Here is a 19,531-nt window from a genome sequence, read left to right as displayed (position 1 = left end):
CTCGACCGCTTAGCGATCCAATGCCAGCTTCGCGCCGAGCCCCAACAGGATCGTCCCCATCACCGCGTCGATCGGCTTGCGCAGTTTCGCGTAACCCGTTTGCACACGGTTCGTCGAGAACAGTACGGCGACCGTGCAGAACCACGTCAGCGATACGGCAACGACGACGGCCAGCGTCGCACCATGCACCCACGCCGGTGCGTGTGCGGGCAACAGCGTGACGAACAGACTGCCGAAGAACGCCGCGGCCTTCGGATTCGTCAGGCCGACCAGCAGCCCTTTCCGATACGCATGCACGCCACCGCGAACAACGGGCTGGCTCGCGGATTCAGCTTGTTGCGCCGACTGACGCAGGCTCGACAGCGTCTTGATACCGAGGTAAATCAGGTACGCGGCACCGGCGATGCGGATCGCCTCGTACAACCACGCGAGCTTCGCGACGATCAGCCCGAGCCCGAAAATCGCCATCGCCGCCCAGACCGCATGCGACGACGCAATGCCCAACGCGGCCAGCAGGCCCGCACGGCGATTGCCGAGTGCGTGGGACGAAACGGCGATCAGGTCGGGGCCGGGGCTGACGCACGCCAGCAACATCACGCCGCCGACTGCGGCAAGTTGAGGAAGATAGCTCATGGCGGTTCGGGTGGATTCGGGTGAAGGAGGAAAGCCGGGCTACTCTAGCATGCCGATTTTGGGTACATACGGGACGGCTTGAGGCACGGCGTGCCGGCGTACTTTCGAGCCGCCGACACGCCCCATGCAACCGCGATTACAGCGGCGGCCGCTTCAGCTTCACCCAGCGCTGCACCGACGGCCGCTCCCACTGCGCGCGTGCATAGTCGGCAAGGCGTTGCGGCACCGGGTCGTCGTTCAGCACCAGACGGTTCAGCATCACCGCCAGATCGACATCGGCAATACTCCACTCGCCGAACAGGTTTGCCGCGCCCGGCGCGAGCAGCTTGTCGGCGGCCGCGAACAGCTTCTGCGCGGCAGCCTGCGCCAGATTCGACAGCGGCTCGCTCGACGGGCCGTAGAACAGCACTTCGGTCGACCGTTCCGTGCGCACCGGCATCAGGTCGCTGCGCAGCCACGCCTGCACCTGCCGCGCCTGCGCGCGCTGGCGCGGATCGACCGGATAGAGCCGTGTGCCCGGGAATATATCTTCGAGATACTCGGTAATCGCCGACGATTCCGACAACGCGAAATCGTCGTGCACGAGCGTCGGCACGCGTTGCGTCAGCGACGTCGCCGCATAGTCGGGTGCGAAATGCGCGCGGTTGCCGAGATCGACGGTCACCAGTTCGTAAGGCAGAGACTTTTCCTCGAGCGCGACGAAGACCGACATCGCGTAAGGGCTCGTGTATTGCGCATCCGCGTAGAGACGGAGATTACCGGTTTGCACTGCAGGTTCCTTGTGGGGGCGGAGGTTGGCGGCGGCGGGTTGATGCGCCGACGGGCTCCGGGTGGGTCGATGCGGTGTGTTCGACAGATTAGCAGCGGCGGAAAAGGCGGTGTTTGGGGTTTTGTGTGCGCCGACGCTGCGTGATCATTCGGCGTCGGGCCAGCGGTATCCGATCACTTCGTTCAACGGGTAGGCGAGTTCGCGCACTTCTTCCAGCTGGTTGCCGCCGAACAGGTGGACGTGTTCGGCGTCGTGACGCAGGTAGAAGCCGACGTGCCCTTTCCAGCTTGGCGGATCGTCGCGCGTCAGGATCGCGATGCAGCCGTAGACCGGGCGTTCCAGCGGGCGGCCCCATTCGAGCCACGAACGTGCGAGTGCGGAGCCCGTGCCGCGAATGCCGGAGTGCGTCATGCACCAGTTGACAAATGACGAGCACCAGGAAATCTTGTCGTCGTAGCCGGCGAGGTTCGTCTGGTTGTTGTATTCGACGATGCGCGGGTTGATGCTGCCCGGCGAGTGGCGGCGGATGCCGAGTTCGGCCAGGGCGACGCGCATCCAGGGTGGGTGGGCGGTCGCTTCTCGGTTGCCCTCAGGGGTCGATCGGGTCACGGCGGTCTCGGAATTTTTGGGATATCAACAATCTTCGCATGAATGCGGGAAGCTGGCAGCGCGTCTCTAGCGGCTGCGCCCCACAAGCGAATCTAATCCATTCGATTGTTTCGACATGCGTGTTGCGAGGGGCTGCAGTCAGTGCGCTGCCGGCATTGACGTATTTTCCGTTTCCCGATCAACACCTTGCGTTGTCGATCGGTATTGCGTTGGTTGGTCACCGCGCTCGGCTTGGCAGCGCCGGGCGGGTGGCCGAGATGGCGGCTCATCTCGCCGCCCAGTGTTCGCTCGATTAGCGCCTTCTCGAGGGCCAGCATCGCGGCATTGATCGCTGCGGCCGTTATCGGACCGCGACCGAATTGCTCAAGCAACTCAGCGGGAATCGCCGGCAGGTTTACCGGTTTGGCTTTCGGTTTGCAAGGCATATAGCCTCCTGGGGAGCATCATATGTCTTGAACACGAAATTACTGATATATCCCTAGTAACGGAGCCACGCATGTAGCGGCCCCGTTACTACTCCACATTACGTAGACGTTACCCTCCACAGAGCAACGGACTTGCCACCAAAAATGCAATGCCAGATTAATGTTGAACTACATACCTTTGATGTAAAAAAATCAGCCCAGATCAGCGACAAGATTCGATCATCACAATCCAGAAAAGTGTCGCTCAATCACTCTAAGACCTATCGACGCAGACAAGTAACTACAATATTGCTGATAATCATCAGACTTGTCCCGATTCGCAAGATCGGAAACAGATTTCAGGCAAAGAACCTTTGACTTCGGCGCCGCGGACATTGCAACAGCGCTGTATACACCGTAGCACTCCATATCTACTGCGATAGTTTTACGATGTTGCTTCTTAAACAGTACATGCTTTCCCAGATCAGCTACAACTGCGCTACCAGAAACCATCGGGCCGCAATGAAGTGACGGTACATTACCTGGTCGCGCCCCTGGAAAGGCGCGATGAAGCACCTCCAACTCGGTCTCACAACTCGTTGCGGCGTTGATCAAGTCTCGGTCACCTGGAACTTGGTCCGGTGCGGCCTCGAAAGATCCGTCGTCAATCCATTTTCCACTCTGCCAATCCCAGCTTTTTTCAGCAACTACAAGATCTCCCAATTTCGGACTATCACCAACGCCTCCGCATATGCCTGTCATAAGCAACACGCGAGGCCTAAAAGCTTGTAGTAGCGCGGAGGTCGTGAGTGCGGCCGAGACCGACCCCATTTGAGGCGCATGCGCCGCCACAAGAGACACTACTCGCCCCCCCACTTCAATGAAACCCTTTCTCAGAGGCGGCAAAGCGGCCACTAGCTCCTCTCCATCCCACTGACAAGGTAAATCCAGGATTGCCTTTAGTTCCGGATTACGGAGTGCCGTTACAAAACACACATCAACATCAAAATCGACAGATTTTTCAATAGATCGCCGAATATGCGATACAAGATTTTTAATAGAATTTCGCCAATCAGCACTACCGACATCATAGCGAATAATCTGAGTCGTGAGCCTCCGGAAATCAGCTTCGTTTTCCCTGAGCGCATCTTCGTCGGCAGTTATACCAACAATCGTTCTTGGTGAATTTAGCCCGGGCTCCTCAACCATCATAAACAACAAATCCAGCCCGTTACTCGCCGTCGGCTTGTCATCTCTTGCAGGCAAGATTAAATCAAGCAAAACAAGCTCAAATGATCGCTCGGATAACACCAGCCGAGCCTCTCTCGTATTGCTTACCCTCACAATGTCTGAATCTTGAATACCGCTGGACACGAGCTCACGCCGAATGGACGATGCTTTCTCGTCCCCATCCTCGACCAACAAAACTGGAAATGTCATCTATTTCTCGTCGATATAACGTTTAATCAAATCAGTGAGCTCACGCCTCCAAGCGCCAGCCTGCCCGGAATAGTATATTGCGCCTAGCATCCAGTCGCCAAACTCCTGAGCCAGATCTTCCGCTAGCGTCTGAAATGTCACTTTTGATCCGCGATTGTTTGGAAACTCTCCATGCTGCGTGAGCACAACAGCCGGTACCGTACATTCGATTGCCTCCATGAAACGTAAGACCTCTGTTCCACCAAGACTTTGGGGCTTCCCTCCTCCTGCCTTATCAACCGAGAAGTCGAATGTCGGCAACGACATATCCACAATGGCAAAATCGATATTTCCCTTCTCGCAGGCTCTTACCGCCGATGTAACAGAGCGAGCAGCTACGATATTTGCATCTGGAAATATATCGTGAATCAATCCAAATATTGAAGTCAACTTATGATCATCATCCTCAACAACCAGCAAGGTGAAATTAGGCGTAGGCATCGTAAGCTTCCCCTCGCAAGTAAAGCGGCACGCATATTTTCACAGTCCAAATTTTATCTTTCACCTGCAGATCTAGCGGCACTGGGAACACAGTCCGATCGATAGTCCGCGTCATGCTTGCAAGCTTAGCCAGCCCTGACCCACCTTCAATAGGAACGAGTTCGTACGGTATACTTCGCGTATATCGATTCAAAAGCTGCTCAAGCCCTCCATCTTCCAGTCTTTGAGAAACACTTTCTGCCAATTGATTTTTTGCAACAATCTCCAATGTCCCTGTTTTATCATCGAAAAGTATTGCAATATCAACACGATCCATTTCAACACCCAGCCCAGAGTGCTTCCATGCGTTCTCCAGAATGGCATAAAAACAATCTGCAATTACCGAAAGACCATAAGAGGTTAAATTGATATCAATTTTTGATTGGGGATCGAGGACCACTTCCGCAGCGAACCTACGATTTACGTTCTTCGCTGAGCTAACGGCAATTTCGATTGCTTCGCGAAGCTTGTATGTTTGTTGTTCGGAATTTTTTTCTAGCAAAAACCAATCGGCAGCAATATCACACTGGGATTGCGTAGCCGTAGCCACAGTTCTCAGTAGTGAATTCAACCTCATTGCATTATTACCTCCTCGCCTAACCACGCCGATTAGGTTATCAAACTGCACCTGCACTTGATCTTTAACATTATGAGATATGAAGTGAGCGAGTTGCTCCATCGGCTCTGCTAGGGCATGCCAGTAAGCCTCAAAGCAAGACGTGACAAAGACCTGAAAATTCGAAGAATTCTGTGCAAGATCACTAAGCACCTGGGGTGCGGCCATTGGATCCAAAGCGACTGATATTGCACCATCCGGATGCTTCGCATCTCTAATCTGAACCCGTTGATCCCGCAGATGTTCGACAATACGATTCACCTCCTTGCCGAAGGCATTGAATGCAGTCGCAATCTCTAAAGCATTGCTTGGGATATCAACGTCATCGAATAACTCCGCTACGATATAGCTTCCATCCTGGCCGATTAATCCGTTCTCCTCCAGTGGCCCTAGAATAGTTCCCTTTAATGTGCCATGACGTATCCGCGAGCTTAGATAAGAGTTCAAACCATCGGCAGGATCAGTCAAGAAACGACGAAGAAGGCGTTCAACAATTCCGACTAGCAGCGCAGTCGACTCAGAAAGATTTTCCTTACTCAGCGCATGGAGAAAACTCTCTTTATCTTGCTCGAGAAGATAATCTCGAATCAGCGCACCCGGAATTGGGGCGATCCTGTGATTTCGCTCGGCACGTTGCCAACGTTCATAGTCAGCCGAGAGTTCACGCTCTGCCCACTGTAAAATTGCGGCTTCGTTAACAAAGACACGCGACTCGTTAACATCCTGAAGCCCTCTCCACAAAGTCTCCTGAAGAGTTAGCGATTTAATTTCGTCGGTGTATCTTTGCAAAGATTCACCCCGCAATTGCACAAGCAATTGCACCGCCCTCAATCGTTCCAATCTCACTGCTTGCGAAGAATCGAAATCCAACAGCAACAAATATTCATCAACCCATACCCGTTCATAGAACGAAATGATCAATTTCCTCCCACTCTCAGGCAAATATTGCCATTTCGATACAATTTCCTCCTCGTCCCGTCCTGCCTTAAATTCTCGACATGCCATTCGACAAATAAATGCGATGCGAGACTCCTCCAATACATTGAATGCACTGTGTGCAACACATGCAACAAGTATCGGATCAGCGTCGCGGAAGTCTAGCCACTTCTTGCCTGAAAATAGGCGCTTGAGAGGGAGGGTATGACCAATCATTTGATCATCAACAAGGGCCAGTGCTGTCCGCTCGAGCGCCCTCTCCAGATAACCATCTTCGATATCTGCCGCAATAAGAATGCGTGTTGCATGCTTCCTGCTGCTTTCTGTTCCCACTAATCTTTCTGCAATACCCCGTGCAGCGACCGCATTATCTCCAACAACGAATTCTCGCGCGATCCATACTTGAAAAATAGCTGGCAAATCAAGAATAGTCGAAATATCGGCACTTTCAAGACAGCTCAAAATTTGTGACGCGACATTAATATCTCGTGCGTTTAATGCACCAAACGATGACAATCTCTCGACCACACTCCGAAATCTATCCTTTCGCATCCAAAGAATTTCTTCGAGCCGAAATGTTGGCGACATAAAACTCAACCAAGGAGATATTAAGTTCCCTTCAAATATATCATCCGACTGATCAACAGCAAACGAACCCAATGCAGGACCAAACGTGAGACCTCGATTATTTATTCCAAGCTTTATTATTTTTTCGATACTTCCTTGCGCCACCAACCCCACATCAAGCACATCGCAAATCAATCCCGACAGCGTAGCCGTATAACGTGATTTTTGACAGCCATCCGAATTAACACTTCTCCCGAGCATCAACTCTTGAAGACAAACCACGTCCTCGCCCACTTCGCCTACACCCCACCCCAATCCCCCATCAATTAAGGCCTCTGCCTTTACTAAGCGCCAATCCACAAATCCCGCGTTTCTCAAAATCCGGATGCAGGCAGTCGTTTCAGTCAGCAATTGCTCCTGGACACCATATATCGCTACCGTACAACACGCATCGACAAATGACTCATAATAGTCCGTGAGACCATTAGCGAACTCAGCGCTTAATACAACCGCCATTCCTTCTGGCACCTCATCAATTCGACCTAACGCGCGGTAAAACATGTACACAATCTTTGCCTCAGAAACAGGCAAAACCGGAAAACTGTCACTGCATTTCGCAATAAAGCGATCGATGGAAAAAAGTCCATCATTTCGATCACTAAAGACTTGGGCGGCCAATGCTGCGATTCTAGGACTCGCTTGTGTCGCAAGTGCTTGAGCATAGGCCCGAAGCGCATCGTCCCCTTCCAACTGCTGTATCAATGCGAACTTCAACTCAACAGTCCAAAAACACCACCCATTGGTCTGCTCGAATGAATCGATCTTTTCCTTTGCAGCCTGTAAGCGATCACCGAGCACATCTGCCTCAACTTCGATGGCTAAGGCTCTAAATTCGTTAATCTTTACAGTGTGTGAAGATAGCCATTCGGCAGCAAATCGAAGCTCCTGCTCTAGACTTGCGGTCGGTAGTGACGCATTCCATGCCAACATTCTGAATTCGGCCAATCCCCGCCGACTGAAGGATCGGCCGATAGATGGAGCAGTTCGATGAACAGCTCGAACTAATGCTGGCATCTCTGTTGTTTTCGCCTCGAGACGAAGCCTCGCCAGCACACTCATGGCTTGCGTACCGGCTCCTCGAAAGTGCCGTTGGTATCTTGTCTCTGCACTACTAGAATTTTTTTTCATTAGGTTCGGTCGCCCCACGGATTCGGCAACTTATCATTATCCAATGAAGCTGAGAGCTAGAGTAATTGCTTAGGCTGCCACGCGATCGGTACAGGCTCGATCCCGATACTTCAGCCCCCCCCAAGGGCGAGAAACTACAAACCGATCCAAGAGAGCGGTCAGAGGAAGACAGCTATATGACAGCGTTGAATGCCCCATCAACCACGCATGTGAGCTTTGGTAGCCTGCGGCAGATGCCTCGGGATGCAAAGAGGTAGAAGTGCCTGACGAAGAAATCGAGCCTGCAAGCACCTGTTCGGATATCCGCCGTCGTCGACGACCTATCAATAAGCAAAAGCTTGGGGCAACATAGCAATATGAATAGGGGACGCACTCGAACTACTTCTTGATCGCATGCCAGTTAGCGTCCACCTTGTCCGGCCTCAACTTCTAGCTACCAGCTACAACAAAGGTCGGCAGCGCCGCCCCAACAACTGGTGACTGCGGCTACCTCGTCCAGATCAACTACGATCAATCAACTTTCACAAATGCTGTTGGCAGCAGCTCGCAATCGTCAGTCATCCACCTTGAAAGCCGACACCAGCCGGGTCAATTCCGCCGCCTGCTGCTTCAAACTCGCCGCAGCCGCCGCACTTTCTTCCACCAGCGCCGCATTCTGCTGCGTCATCTGATCGAGCGACTGCACCGCGTCCCCGATCTGGTCGATCCCGGCACTCTGCTCCAGGCTGGCCTCGGCGATCTCGCTCATCATCGCGCTCACGCCCTGAACCTGCGAAACGACATCGCTCATCACCTTCCCCGCCTCGCTGACCAGCCGCGACCCGGTATTCACCGTCCCCGCACTATGTTCGATCAGCGCCTTGATCTCCTTCGCCGCCTGCGCGCTGCGCTGCGCCAGATTCCGCACCTCCGAAGCCACCACCGCAAACCCGCGCCCCTGCTCGCCGGCCCGCGCCGCCTCCACAGCCGCATTCAACGCCAGAATATTCGTCTGGAACGAGATGCTGTCGATCATCACGATGATCTCGGAGATCCGCTGCGACGCATTGCTGATCTGCTCCATCGTGCTCACGACTTCGCCCACCACCTGCCCGCCGCGCGCCGCCGCATCCGATGCACCATTGATCATCTGCGCGGCGGTCGTCGCCGTCTCGGTGTTGTTCCGCACCACGGCCGTGATCTCTTCCATCGACGAAGCCGTCCGCTCCAGGTTGCTCGACTGCCCTTCGGTACGCTCGCTGAGATCCGCGTTCCCCGAAGCAATCTGCGCCGACCCGGTTGCGATCGACGCGGAAGCCGCGCGAATCCGGTGAACGAGCGTCGACAGCGACGACACGAACCGGTTGAACGCATCCGACAACTGCCCGATCTCGTCCTCGCTCTCGACCGTCATGCGGCGCGTCAGGTCGCCCTGGCCGCTGGCGATCTCCGACAGCAGCGTCGCCGCCCGGCGGATCGGCGCGGCAATCGCGCGGCCCACCAGCCAGATCACGAGCAGCGCGACACCAAGGCCCACCACCGCTGCGACCAGCGCCGCGCTGCGGATCGCGCGCGTCACGGGGCCGAGCAGTTCCGCCTGCGGCGCCTCTACGACGACATACGCATTCAGCTCCGGAATGAACGACGTCGCGATGAAGCGCGCGCCACCGTCGCCGTCGTAGCTCAGGTACGAATACGGCTTGCCGGCCAGCAGCGTCGACGATGCATCGCCGGGCAAGCCCTGCTGATCCTTCATGAAATGCTTGCCGTCGATCAGCGACGAATCGCGATGCATCATGATCGCGCCGTCGGGACGCACGAGATACGCGAACCCGGTCTCGCCGATCCGGTAAGCAGCGATACCCTTCGCGAGCGCATCGACGGACAGGCTCATGGCGGCCGCGCCGATCGGCACGCCGTCGAGCTCGACGCGGCTGTTGATGAACATCATGTAGCCGCCGACGGTCACCTCGCGGTCCATGTTCACGTCGAACGCCTTGCCGGAGGACAGGAAGCTGGTCAGCCATTGATCCTTGTCGGTCACCTTCCGCTGCAGGCCGGCCTCGTTGTAGTAGTTGCCGCTCTTCACCGACACCCACTGCACGGACGCGGCCTTCTGCTCGTCCTTCACGTTCTTTGCAAGCTGGATCCAGTTGCGCGTGCCGGCATCGGGTTCGCCGTCGGCTTCCCATTGCAGCAGGAACGCGTCGCGCGCGAGAATGCGCGACGCGGCGATCGGCCCGGCCATCTGCCGCTGCACGTCGGCGCGAATGCCGTTCACGGCCGTCGGCAACTCCTCGCGAACGACGCGATCGCGCACCGCGTTGCTGATCAGGCGGATACTGAGTCCGCTCGAAATCGCGACGAACACGAGCAGGCAACTCGTCATGCTGAGAATCAGCTTGTTTTGAATGGAAAGCTTGCGCCAGAAGTGCATGGGGAACCCTCGATAACCGCTCGGTCTGAGCCAGTTTGGGTTATCGGCATGCACGCGCAGAACCGCATCGCTGATTTCAGATGTTCATCATGCGAGATTCGTTATGTCGTTACCAGGCGGGCATATGCGGCCGCCTATACGCGCAGAATCAGCGTCAATCAGTATGCAACGAAGATCGTCACCCGCCGGTTTCGCGCCCGCGCGGCGGCATCGTCGCCCGCGACGAGCGGCTGCGTATCGGCTCGCCCGATCGCGGCAAGCCGGTGCGGTGCGACGCCGCGTTCGGTCAGGTAACGCACCACACTCCCCGCGCGCGCCGACGAAAGCTCCCAGTTCGATTCGTATTTCGCATTCGCGATCGGCACGCTGTCGGTATGGCCTTCGACGAGGATGTCGCCGGTCGCGTGATTGCTCAGCGCCTGCGCGATCTGGTTCAGCACGGGCGCCGAATCGGGCAGCAAGCGCGCATCGCCGACATTGAACAGGATCTTCGCGTCGATGCCGATCTCGACGCCGTGCGGCGCTTTCACGAGCGAGATCCGGCCATTCGTCTTCAACGAATCGAGCAACGCGAGCCACGCCGGCGCGCGTTCGGGCGTCACGGTATCGGCTGCGCTCACGGCGCTGCCGGCATGTCGCGCGAGCGTCTGGTACCGCGCGTCGAGCGCATTGAATTTCGCGAGCTGGAGCACATACAGCGCGAGAAACAGCACCATCAGCGTCGTGATGAGATCCGCGTACGAAATCAGCCAGCGGCCGGACTGCGCGCCTTCGAGTTCGTCATGGTCGCGATCAGCTGATGATGCGCCGTCAGTTCGAGCTGTCATGCTGTCGAGAATTCCGGTTCGTCGTACGACACAGGCACAGGCACAGGCACACGCATATCACGCGAGCGACTCCGTCGCGCGCCCTCGCACATCGCCGGTCAGGCGTGTTTCGATCGTATGCGGCGATTCCTTGCGCGAAATCGCGAGCAATCCGTCGAGATACAGCTTGCGGAACCGCAGCTCGCTGTCGATCTGCGCACGCAGCTTGCCGTACAGCGGCAGGAACACGAGGTTCGCAAACGCCAGCCCGTACAGCGTCGCGATAAACGCGACCGCGATGCCCGGCCCGAGTTGCGCCGGCTCCAGAATATGGCTCGTCACCTGCACAAGCCCGAGCACCGAGCCGAGAATGCCGAACGTCGGCGCATAACCGCCGGCCTGCTGCCACACGCGCGCGGCGGCCAGGCGGCTGCGCTCGTAGGCATCGAGTTCGCGCTGCAACGCATCCTCGAGCACGGCGGTCGACACGCCGTTCGCCAGCAGTTCGAGCCCGCGGCGCGCGAACGGATGGATGCCGCTCACGTCCATCGATTCGAACGCGAGCAGCCCGTCGAGCTTCGCGCGGTCGCCCCATTCGAGCAGGTCGGACAGGTTCTTGCGATCGACCTCGCGCGCACGCACGAACGCGAGCCGCAACTGCTTCACCGCGTCGAAGAAGCGCGCCCAGGTGTTCTGGATCATCACCGCGCCGAGCGTGCCGCCGAGCACGATCACGAGCGCCTCGAACTGGAACAGCATCGAGAAATGCCCGCCTTCCAGCGCGAAACCGAACACGATCGCCGCGCCGCCAAGCACCACTCCGGCCAGGGTCAACAGATCCATACGCCTCCCCGTTTCACGCGTCCGACGACGACGTCGACGCCACAGACGCCACGCCCGTCGCAGGCGCCTTCGCCGCGCGCACGGCATCCAGCACGCGCCGCTCGATGTCCTCGATCTCGACCGGATCGAGCTTGAGTTCGCGGCGCATCACCCACGACACCTCGTTGCGCCGCGCCTCGGTCATCACGGAAAACAGCTTGTCGGCCACCGCGCGATCGTCGAGGTTCGCGATCAGTTTTGCGAGATCGTACGTATCGAACGCGCTGATCACGTCGAACAGCGTGCGCGGGTCGATCCACACGAGATCCTCGAGCGAGCGCACATCGCCGCCGCGACGCGCGTTGCGCCGCGAGAAATACGCGACGCCCTTTTGCTCGACGTAACTGAGCACCTTCGATTTGCGGAACGCGAACACCTCTTCGGCGATCTCGCCGTTCGACAGCTTGTTGAGCAACAGCGTCTTCTCGACGCCGATCAGCGATTCGAGGTCGGCCAGTTCGATGAGTTCGAGTTCGCTGTTGATCGACAGGTCGAGATCGTGATCGGCAACCTGCTGCGCGCGATCGATCACGCGTGCGGCGTCGAACGTGACGACCTGGCGCGCATCCGACGAAGCCGCATGGTCGGTTGCACTGCCGGCAAGGTCGGCCTGCGCGGATTCGATCGTGACGAGGTTGAGCTTCTCCATGCGTCGCAGCATCGCGAGCACGTGCGGCCGCGAATGGCCGGCAATCGCGCGGCATTTTCGGATCACTTCGGCAAGCGGCACCGAGGTTTCCGCCGCATGGGCCTGCATCTGCCGGCGCGCCCACGTATCGCCCGAGTCGCGCGCGTCGGCGCCGGCCATCAGCGACAGCACATGCGCATACGACAGCACGCCCGGCATGAAGTCGGCATGCGTATAGGTCGCGAGCTGGTCGTCCTTGCGCTTCACGCGACGGATCATCGTTCGCACGATATGGCGCAGCAGCGCCGACACGCGCTCGATTTCTTCATCGAGCATGCCGGCCGGCACGACCGTGAGCTGACAGAACGAAAGCGCTTTCGCGGTATGGGCACGCGGCTCGGCGGCGAGCAATGCCGATTCGCCGAAGAACTCGCCGCGGCCGAGCGTCGCGACGATGACGCGCTTGTCGTCGCATCGCGTGGACAGCTCGACCTTGCCATCCGTAATCAGAAAGATGACGGGCTCGCCCGCGAAGCCCTCCGAGTAAATGATTTCTCCGGGCGCCGCTGTACGCGTCCACGATTGCTGACGATTCACGTCGATCCCCCTGCTGCGCTGAATGTTGCGGACTGCGCGTCGCCTGTCGGAAGCATGCGATCGCGAGTCATCCCCGTGACTCGTTTACGTCATCGGGCGCAACATCCTTTAGGGAGTTCGCACTCGCTTTTGCGCGAAATCAAGGTGAAACGTTTGCGGGTTGCGCGGCTGCTTTGCAATGTTCACTTCGATTGTTCACTTCGATGCGTGTGTGTGTAGTGCAATTGAAAGCGCAATGCGATCCCGCGCGTCAAAATTCCATGTCGAGTTCGTCGATGTCTTCCTGCTCCGCCTTCGCCGCGTCGATCCACTCCGCCACGAACGGATGCGCGAGCACCTGCATGCAGTACTCGGCGATATCCGGCTCCAGCTTCACGTCGTAGGTCAGGAAGCGCGTGACGACCGGCGCATACATCGCGTCGGCGATGCCGATCTCCGCGCCGAACAGCCAGGGGCCGCCGTACGCGGCCAGACACTCGCGCCAGATCGTCACGATCCGCTGGATGTCGTGCTGCGCGCGCGACCAGATCCGGAAGCCGGGGAAATGCGCACGCAGGTTCATCGGCAACGCGGATCGCAACGCGCTGAAACCGGAATGCATCTCGCCGCAGATCGACCGGCAATGCGCGCGCGCATGCCGGTCTTCGGGCAGCAGCCGCGCTTGCGGCCGAATTTCGTTCAGGTATTCGGCGATCGCGAGTGTATCCCACACCGCATTGCCGTCGTGCGTCAGGCACGGCACGAGAATCGACGGCGACAGCAGCAGCAACTCCGCGCGCGACGCGGCATCGATCGGCACGCTGACCGTGTCGAACGCGAGCCCGCTCAGCTTCGCGAGCAGCCAGCCGCGCATCGACCACGACGAGTAATTGCGGCTGCTGATGGTCAGCGTCGTCTTTCCGGTGGATTCCATGTCGCTCCCCTGCCCAATGCTGTTCGTGCCCCTGCACCGAAAACGGACGCCGCACGGCGTCATCCGCACCACGCCTGTGCGGCGCATTCGCCGAACTGGCGCAGCGCCGCACCGTGTCGCGGCGCGGGCCACGCGCCAGACCGGCGCGGCAACGCATCGCCCTCGGCCATCCGTCATCGCGTGCCACCTGCGCCGCCGCGCTCACGAACTGCGTGCAACGCGCGTGCCAGCCGCGCGCTGGCACACGGCTTGCCTCGTTTGATGCAACGCAGCGCAACGAGCGACCGTCATGAACCTGCTTGCCTATCCGTTCTATCAATGGTCTGCCGAATGCCTGCGCCCGGCGCGCGCATGGGCGGCCACCGCACGCGCGACGATGGCGCTGTGGCCGCCGTCCAACGCCACGCCGACGGGCCGCATGCTCGACGCACTGTGCGAACTGCTCGAATGCTGCGCGTTCTCGCATCGGCGTCCACCGTTCGGCATCCGGTCGATCGTCGTCGACGGGGAAACGGTACCGATCGTCGAGGAGGCTGCCGCGGCCACCCCGTTCGGCACGCTGCTGCATTTCCGCAAGGCGCGGCCGGTCGCGCCCCAGCCGCGCGTGCTGATCGTCGCGCCGATGTCCGGGCATTTCGCGACACTATTGCGCGGCACGGTGCACACGATGCTGGCCGACCACGACGTGTACATCACCGACTGGCACAACCCGCGCGACATCCCGCTGACGGCCGGACGGTTCGGCTTCGATGAATACGTCGCGCACGTGATCGACTTCATCCGCCAGATCGGCCCCGACGCGCATGTGCTCGCGATCTGCCAGCCGACCGTCGCCGCGCTCGCGGCGGTCGCGCTGATGGCGGCCGGCGGCGATCCGGCGCAGCCCGCGAGCCTGACGTTGATGGCGGGCCCGATCGACTGCCGCGTGAATCCGACGAAGGTCAACGCGCTCGCCACGAGCCAGTCGATCGAATGGTTCGCGCGGAACCTGATCAGCGTCGTGCCGGCCGGCTTCGTCGGCGCGCAGCGGTGCGTGTATCCGGGCTTCGTGCAGGTGGGCGCCTTCATGTCGATGAATCCCGACCGGCATGCGGCGTCGTTTGCCGATCTGTATTACGAGCGCGCGAAAGGCGACCCCGCGAAAGCCGACACGCTGCGGCATTTCTACGACGAATACTTCGCAACGGCCGATCTCACCGCGGAGTTCTATCTGGAAACGGTCGAGAAGGTGTTCCAGCAATACGCGCTCGCGCGCGGCGAGCTGACGGTCGGCAGCAGGCTCGTCGAACCGGCGGCGATTCATCGCACCGCGCTGCTGACGATCGAAGGCGAGAAGGACGACATCTGCGCAGTCGGCCAGACGATGGCCGCGCAGGAGCTGTGTTCGGGGTTGCCGCCGTATCTCAAGACGCACCACGTGCAGACGGGTGCGGGCCACTACGGGGTGTTCAACGGCACCCGCTGGGAAACGCAGATCTATCCGATCGTGCGCGCGACGATCCACGACAACGAGCCGTACGATCGCACCGCGGATGCGGAAGGCAACGCAAACGGCACGCACTACGTCACGCTGCGCGCACTGCTCGATGCGCGCGCAACGAGGCACGATGCGGCGGCCGAAACGTGATCGCATCACGCCCGCTGAAGCCGGGCGGCACGGTATTCGCCGGCGTTGCAAATGAATCGCCCCGCCGTAGGGGCGGGGCGCGATTTCCAGCAGCGTTCAGCCGACGCGCGAGCGAGCGAACCCGCGCGCCCGGCCGGTGTTACGAACAGGCCTTGCCGTGCGACGCATGGAAGCCCTTCGCCTTCGCATCCGCTTCCGACATGTAGCTGCCGTGCTTCGTCTTGCCGTAGTACTTGTCGGTCGAGCAGTGATAGACCTTCGTGCTGTCGTTGGCCCACACCTTGCCCGCGCCGCCACCCGGCGCCGCAGCCGCGGTCGTCGCCGCCGTGCTCTTCGCCGGCGCGGTGCCGGATGCTGCCGCAGCGGAAGCCGCCATTGCAGGCGCTGCAGCCGGTGCGCTGGCCGCGGCGGCAGCCGATGCGCCGTACCAGGTCTTCACACCCTTGTGGCCCGCACATGCGCCCTTCTTCGACGCGCCCGAGTAGAACGAACCGTCCTTGCACAGACCGGTCGTGCCGGCCGGCGCGCTGGCCGGAACCTGCGCGAACGCACCGATCGACACACCCATGCCGGCGACCAGCGCGGCGATCAACATCGTCTTTTTCATAGTCCTCTCCTGATTGGCCTGAATGGTGAAAGCGTCCCGGGCATCACCGGGGAAAGCCACGGTTACCGCACCCAGCGGCACACGCGATGATGGTGATGATCGAAATGGCACACGCGGTGCGAATGTGCTTCGGCAAGCGCCGGAATGAAAACGGCGCAAGCCAGTGCGCTAGCCGTCAGGATCTTCGCGATGCGATTCATGGAACGCTCCCGGGTAAGTCAGCCGGTGATTCGGCTGGTACCTCCTTAACGCCGCCCGTCGACATGCCGTGCACCGCATCCACGTGCAATTGACGATCTTTGACATCGCAGCGCCGCCACCGCATCGAAGCTGACGAATGTCTTTCTTTTCTTTCCGGATCTTCAGCTTCGCAACCATTCGGAATTCGAAAGAATGTGTCGAAGGGGAAAGCGAATCGCAGGTGTCATCGGAGCACACGGAAGCTTCCGTGGAACGCGCAACGAAAAAACCGCCTTCCTGAAGGCGGTTTGATGCAAGCGTGCGCACCATGCGCGCGTCGGGAAACCGGGCAGCTACGCGCCCGTCTCGCCCCACGGCGTCGGCGGCGGCACGGCGCAAGGCCCTTCGACATCGATCGACTTGAAATCGGCGGGCCCGACGATCTCCAGATACTCCATGTCCGGCGAGTAGTCGAACAGGTAGTGGACGATCCCCGGCGCCTGATGCACGCAGTCTCCGGCGGCCACCAGCGTTTCCTGTTCGCCGTACATGAAGCGCGCCCAGCCCTTCAGCATGATCACGATATGGAACTCGGCCTCGTGACGGTGCCAGCCGGTGCCCGCCGTCGGTGCATGATTCGCGCGGACGAGTTGCGCGACGACCTTGCCGTTCGTCGCGGCCGCGATGCCGAGATCGCGATACAGGAAGAAGTCGCGCAGGCCGTCGCCCCGATACGCGGTGTCCTGCGGCTTCACGTGGGAAAAGGCGGTGGTGGTCGGTGTGCTCATCTTGGTGCTCCTTCATCGAAAGGATCAAGCCTGACAAGCATTTAGCGTTCCAGTCTGCGACGGCGCGAAGCCGTGCCGGTTACCGCTCGTGCGTGTCGCGCAGCGCGCCTTCGACGGATGCGCTCGCGCAACTGTAAGCGTACTTCAATCTCCGCATCGCCCGTGACGCCATTGCGGCTTCACGGGCGATGCGCAACGCTGCTGCTGACTTACTTCAACCGGCCCGACAGGAACTGCCCGAGCCGTTCGCTCTTCGGATTCACGAGAATCTCCTGCGGATTCCCCTCCTCCTCGATCTTCCCCTGATGCAGGAAGATCACGTGATTCGACACGTTGCGCGCGAAGCCCATCTCGTGCGTGACGACGACCATCGTGCGGCCCTCCTCGGCGAGCTTCTGCATCACCTTCAGCACTTCGCCCACCAGTTCCGGATCGAGCGCCGACGTCGGTTCGTCGAACAGCATCACTTCCGGCTCCATCGCGAGCGCGCGCGCGATCGCGACACGCTGCTGCTGGCCGCCCGACAGGTGCGCCGGATACATGCCCTCGACGCGCGGCGCGAGCCCCACCTTCTCCAGGTACTTGCGCGCCCGCGCGATCGCTTCGTCACGGCCGATCCCGAGCACGGCCATCGGCGCCTCGATCACGTTCTCGAGCACTGTCATGTGCGCCCACAGGTTGAAGTGCTGGAACACCATCGACAGCTTCGTGCGCATCCGCTGAAGCTGCTTCTGGTCGGCCACGCGCAGCGAGCCGTTGCGGTCGCGCGTGGTCTGGATCGGTTCGCTGCCGATCGTGATCTGCCCCGAACACGGCTGCTCGAGGAAGTTGATGCAGCGCAGGAACGTACTCTTGCCGGAGCCGCTCGAGCCGATGATGCTGATCACGTCGCCGGCCTTCGCCTTCATCGACACGCCCTTCAACACCTCGTTGTCGCCGAACTTCTTGTGCAGGTTGTCAACGGTGAGCTTGTACATGCTTGGTCCTTCCTTGCGAATGCATTAATGGCCGCGCGGCGAGAGGTACGCGAGCCAGCGCGTCTCGAGCTTGCGGAACGCCCAGATGAGCGCGAACACGACGACGGCATACATCACGGCCGCGATGCCGTACGCCTGGAACGACATGTAGGTTGCCGAATTGACGTCGCGCGTGACCTTCAGGATGTCGGGCACGGTCGCGGTGAACGCGAGCGTGGTCGCGTGCAGCATCAGGATCACTTCGTTGCTGTAGCTCGGCAGCGAGCGGCGCAGCGCGGACGGCAGGATGATCCGCGTATAGAGCTTGAAGCGCGACATCCCGTAGGCCATCCCGGCCTCGATCTCGCCGGCCGACGTCGCCTTGATCGAGCCCGCGAAGATCTCGGTCGCATACGCGCATTCGTTCAGCACGAACGCGAGCAGCGTGCAGTTCATCGCGTTGCGGAAGAACGTGTCGAGCAGCACGTGGTCGTGCACGACCTGCAGGCTATAGATGCCCGTGTAGCACATCAGCAGCTGCACGTAGAGCGGCGTGCCGCGGAACACGTACGTGTAGAGCCACACGGGGGTCGAGATCCAGCGGTTCGACGACGCGCGCGCGATCGCGAGCGGCACCGCGAGCGCGAAACCGAGCGCGATCGACACGACCAGCAGCCACAGCGTGATCGCGAGGCCGCTGAAGCGGTAGCCGTCGGTATAGAGATAGCTTTGCCAGTACTGGCTGACGAGTTCGATCACAGTGCGAGCCTCCGGACGCCGACGGAATAACGCTTCTCGAGGTGATGCAGCACGACGTTGGACACCGTCGTGATCGCGAGGTAGATCGCGCCCGCAGCCAGCGTGAAGAAGAAGAAATCGAGCGTGCTCTTGCCCGCGTCCTGCGACGCCTTCACGACGTCGGCGAGGCCGATGATCGACACGAGCGCGGTGGCTTTCACGAGCACCTGCCAGTTGTTGCCGATGCCGGGCAGCGCGAAGCGCATCATCTGCGGGAACAGGATGCGGCGGAACACGCGCCAGCCGCCCATCCCGTACGCGAAGCCCGCTTCGAGCTGGCCGCGCGGCACCGCGAGGAACGCACCGCGGAACGTCTCGGTGAAGTACGCGCCGTAGATGAAGCCGAGCGTGATGACGCCGGCCACGAACGGGTCGATGTCGATCTGGTCCCAGCCGAGTGCGTCGGTCGCCATGTTCAGCAGGATCTGGATCCCGTAGAACAGCAGCAGCATCAGCACGAGGTCGGGCACCGCGCGGATCAGTGTCGTGTAGAAGGTGCCGAGCGCCTTGAGCGCGCGGTTCGTCGACAGTTTCGCGCTCGCACCGACCAGCCCCAGCACGAGCGACGCGGCGAGCGACAGCACCGCCAGCTTCACGGTTTCCACCGTGCCGGCCCACAGCAGCGGGCCAAATCCTTGGAAGATCATGTAAG

The 19,531-nt window shown here is 59.8% G+C and carries 18 protein-coding genes and 1 pseudogene; 1 reads left to right on the top strand and 18 read right to left on the bottom strand.

The features are described from left to right. Nucleotides 1-9: 9 nt before the first annotated feature. The 12 genes and pseudogenes from BFF94_RS01060 to BFF94_RS01005 form a co-directional block, all read right to left on the bottom strand. A complete protein-coding gene (locus BFF94_RS01060) occupies nt 10-633 on the bottom strand; it encodes a LysE family transporter (RefSeq protein WP_128842381.1) in 624 nt (207 codons plus the stop codon). Between the two features lie 136 nt (nt 634-769). Continuing rightward, nucleotides 770-1,402, bottom strand: coding sequence for a glutathione transferase (gene yfcF, locus BFF94_RS01055; RefSeq protein WP_128842380.1), 633 nt, complete (start codon nt 1,400-1,402; stop codon nt 770-772). Nucleotides 1,403-1,546: 144 nt separating this feature from the next. Further along, nucleotides 1,547-1,957 (bottom strand): TIGR02594 family protein, encoded by a 411-nt coding sequence (locus tag BFF94_RS01050; RefSeq protein ID WP_128842379.1) that lies wholly within the window; start codon nt 1,955-1,957, stop codon nt 1,547-1,549. 212 nt (nt 1,958-2,169) lie between these two features. Next, nucleotides 2,170-2,436, bottom strand: a pseudogene (locus BFF94_RS01045) (IS256 family transposase); the annotation flags it as partial. Nucleotides 2,437-2,658: 222 nt separating this feature from the next. Next, nucleotides 2,659-3,855 (bottom strand): phosphorylase family protein, encoded by a 1,197-nt coding sequence (locus tag BFF94_RS01040; protein WP_128842378.1) that lies wholly within the window; start codon nt 3,853-3,855, stop codon nt 2,659-2,661. After that, nucleotides 3,856-4,335, bottom strand: coding sequence for a hypothetical protein (locus BFF94_RS01035; protein ID WP_128842377.1), 480 nt, complete (start codon nt 4,333-4,335; stop codon nt 3,856-3,858). It abuts the gene before it with no gap. Continuing rightward, nucleotides 4,322-7,612 (bottom strand): hypothetical protein, encoded by a 3,291-nt coding sequence (locus BFF94_RS01030; RefSeq protein ID WP_128842376.1) that lies wholly within the window; start codon nt 7,610-7,612, stop codon nt 4,322-4,324. Before BFF94_RS01030 ends, BFF94_RS01035 begins: the two co-directional genes overlap by 14 nt. Nucleotides 7,613-8,234: 622 nt before the next feature. After that, a complete protein-coding gene (locus BFF94_RS01025; RefSeq protein WP_128842375.1) occupies nt 8,235-10,097 on the bottom strand; it encodes a methyl-accepting chemotaxis protein in 1,863 nt (620 codons plus the stop codon). A 158-nt stretch (nt 10,098-10,255) separates the two neighbouring features. Further along, entirely contained in the window at nt 10,256-10,924 is a 669-nt protein-coding gene (locus BFF94_RS01020; RefSeq protein ID WP_128842374.1) for an OmpA/MotB family protein, read from the bottom strand. Nucleotides 10,925-10,981: 57 nt separating this feature from the next. Further along, nucleotides 10,982-11,746, bottom strand: coding sequence for a flagellar motor protein (locus BFF94_RS01015; RefSeq protein WP_124544220.1), 765 nt, complete (start codon nt 11,744-11,746; stop codon nt 10,982-10,984). Between the two features lie 13 nt (nt 11,747-11,759). Further along, nucleotides 11,760-13,010, bottom strand: coding sequence for a cyclic nucleotide-binding domain-containing protein (locus tag BFF94_RS01010; RefSeq protein WP_128842373.1), 1,251 nt, complete (start codon nt 13,008-13,010; stop codon nt 11,760-11,762). Between the two features lie 250 nt (nt 13,011-13,260). Then, nucleotides 13,261-13,923, bottom strand: a complete 663-nt coding sequence (locus tag BFF94_RS01005; protein ID WP_128842372.1) for a glutathione S-transferase family protein — start codon at nt 13,921-13,923, stop codon at nt 13,261-13,263. A 289-nt stretch (nt 13,924-14,212) separates the two neighbouring features. Here BFF94_RS01005 and BFF94_RS01000 point away from each other — a divergent pair, with 289 nt between their 5' ends. Further along, nucleotides 14,213-15,550 carry a polyhydroxyalkanoate depolymerase gene (locus BFF94_RS01000; RefSeq protein ID WP_128842371.1) on the top strand — a complete coding sequence of 446 codons (1,338 nt, stop codon included), beginning with the start codon at nt 14,213-14,215 and terminating at the stop codon, nt 15,548-15,550. 139 nt (nt 15,551-15,689) lie between these two features. On the opposite strand, the gene BFF94_RS00995 is transcribed toward BFF94_RS01000, so the two are convergent. The 6 genes from BFF94_RS00995 to BFF94_RS00975 form a co-directional block, all read right to left on the bottom strand. Beyond that, entirely contained in the window at nt 15,690-16,157 is a 468-nt protein-coding gene (locus tag BFF94_RS00995) for a DUF3761 domain-containing protein (RefSeq protein ID WP_219138856.1), read from the bottom strand. 62 nt (nt 16,158-16,219) lie between these two features. Continuing rightward, nucleotides 16,220-16,357, bottom strand: coding sequence for an HHHH-motif protein (locus BFF94_RS37720; protein ID WP_012365487.1), 138 nt, complete (start codon nt 16,355-16,357; stop codon nt 16,220-16,222). Between the two features lie 333 nt (nt 16,358-16,690). Beyond that, the gene (locus tag BFF94_RS00990) at nt 16,691-17,125 is read right to left on the bottom strand and encodes a cupin domain-containing protein (protein ID WP_128842369.1); all 435 of its coding nucleotides are present in this window, start codon (nt 17,123-17,125) and stop codon (nt 16,691-16,693) included. Nucleotides 17,126-17,334: 209 nt separating this feature from the next. Continuing rightward, the gene (locus BFF94_RS00985; protein WP_128842368.1) at nt 17,335-18,102 is read right to left on the bottom strand and encodes an ABC transporter ATP-binding protein; all 768 of its coding nucleotides are present in this window, start codon (nt 18,100-18,102) and stop codon (nt 17,335-17,337) included. Between the two features lie 24 nt (nt 18,103-18,126). Further along, the gene (locus tag BFF94_RS00980; RefSeq protein ID WP_128842367.1) at nt 18,127-18,840 is read right to left on the bottom strand and encodes an ABC transporter permease; all 714 of its coding nucleotides are present in this window, start codon (nt 18,838-18,840) and stop codon (nt 18,127-18,129) included. Continuing rightward, a complete protein-coding gene (locus tag BFF94_RS00975; RefSeq protein WP_128842366.1) occupies nt 18,837-19,526 on the bottom strand; it encodes an ABC transporter permease in 690 nt (229 codons plus the stop codon). Before BFF94_RS00975 ends, BFF94_RS00980 begins: the two co-directional genes overlap by 4 nt. Between the last annotated feature and the right edge of the window lie 5 nt (nt 19,527-19,531).

The organism is Burkholderia catarinensis, assembly GCF_001883705.2.
GTDB classification, from domain to species: domain Bacteria; phylum Pseudomonadota; class Gammaproteobacteria; order Burkholderiales; family Burkholderiaceae; genus Burkholderia; species Burkholderia catarinensis.
Note: the sequence above shows the minus strand (reverse complement) of the source record. Positions and strands in the feature narration are given on the sequence as shown.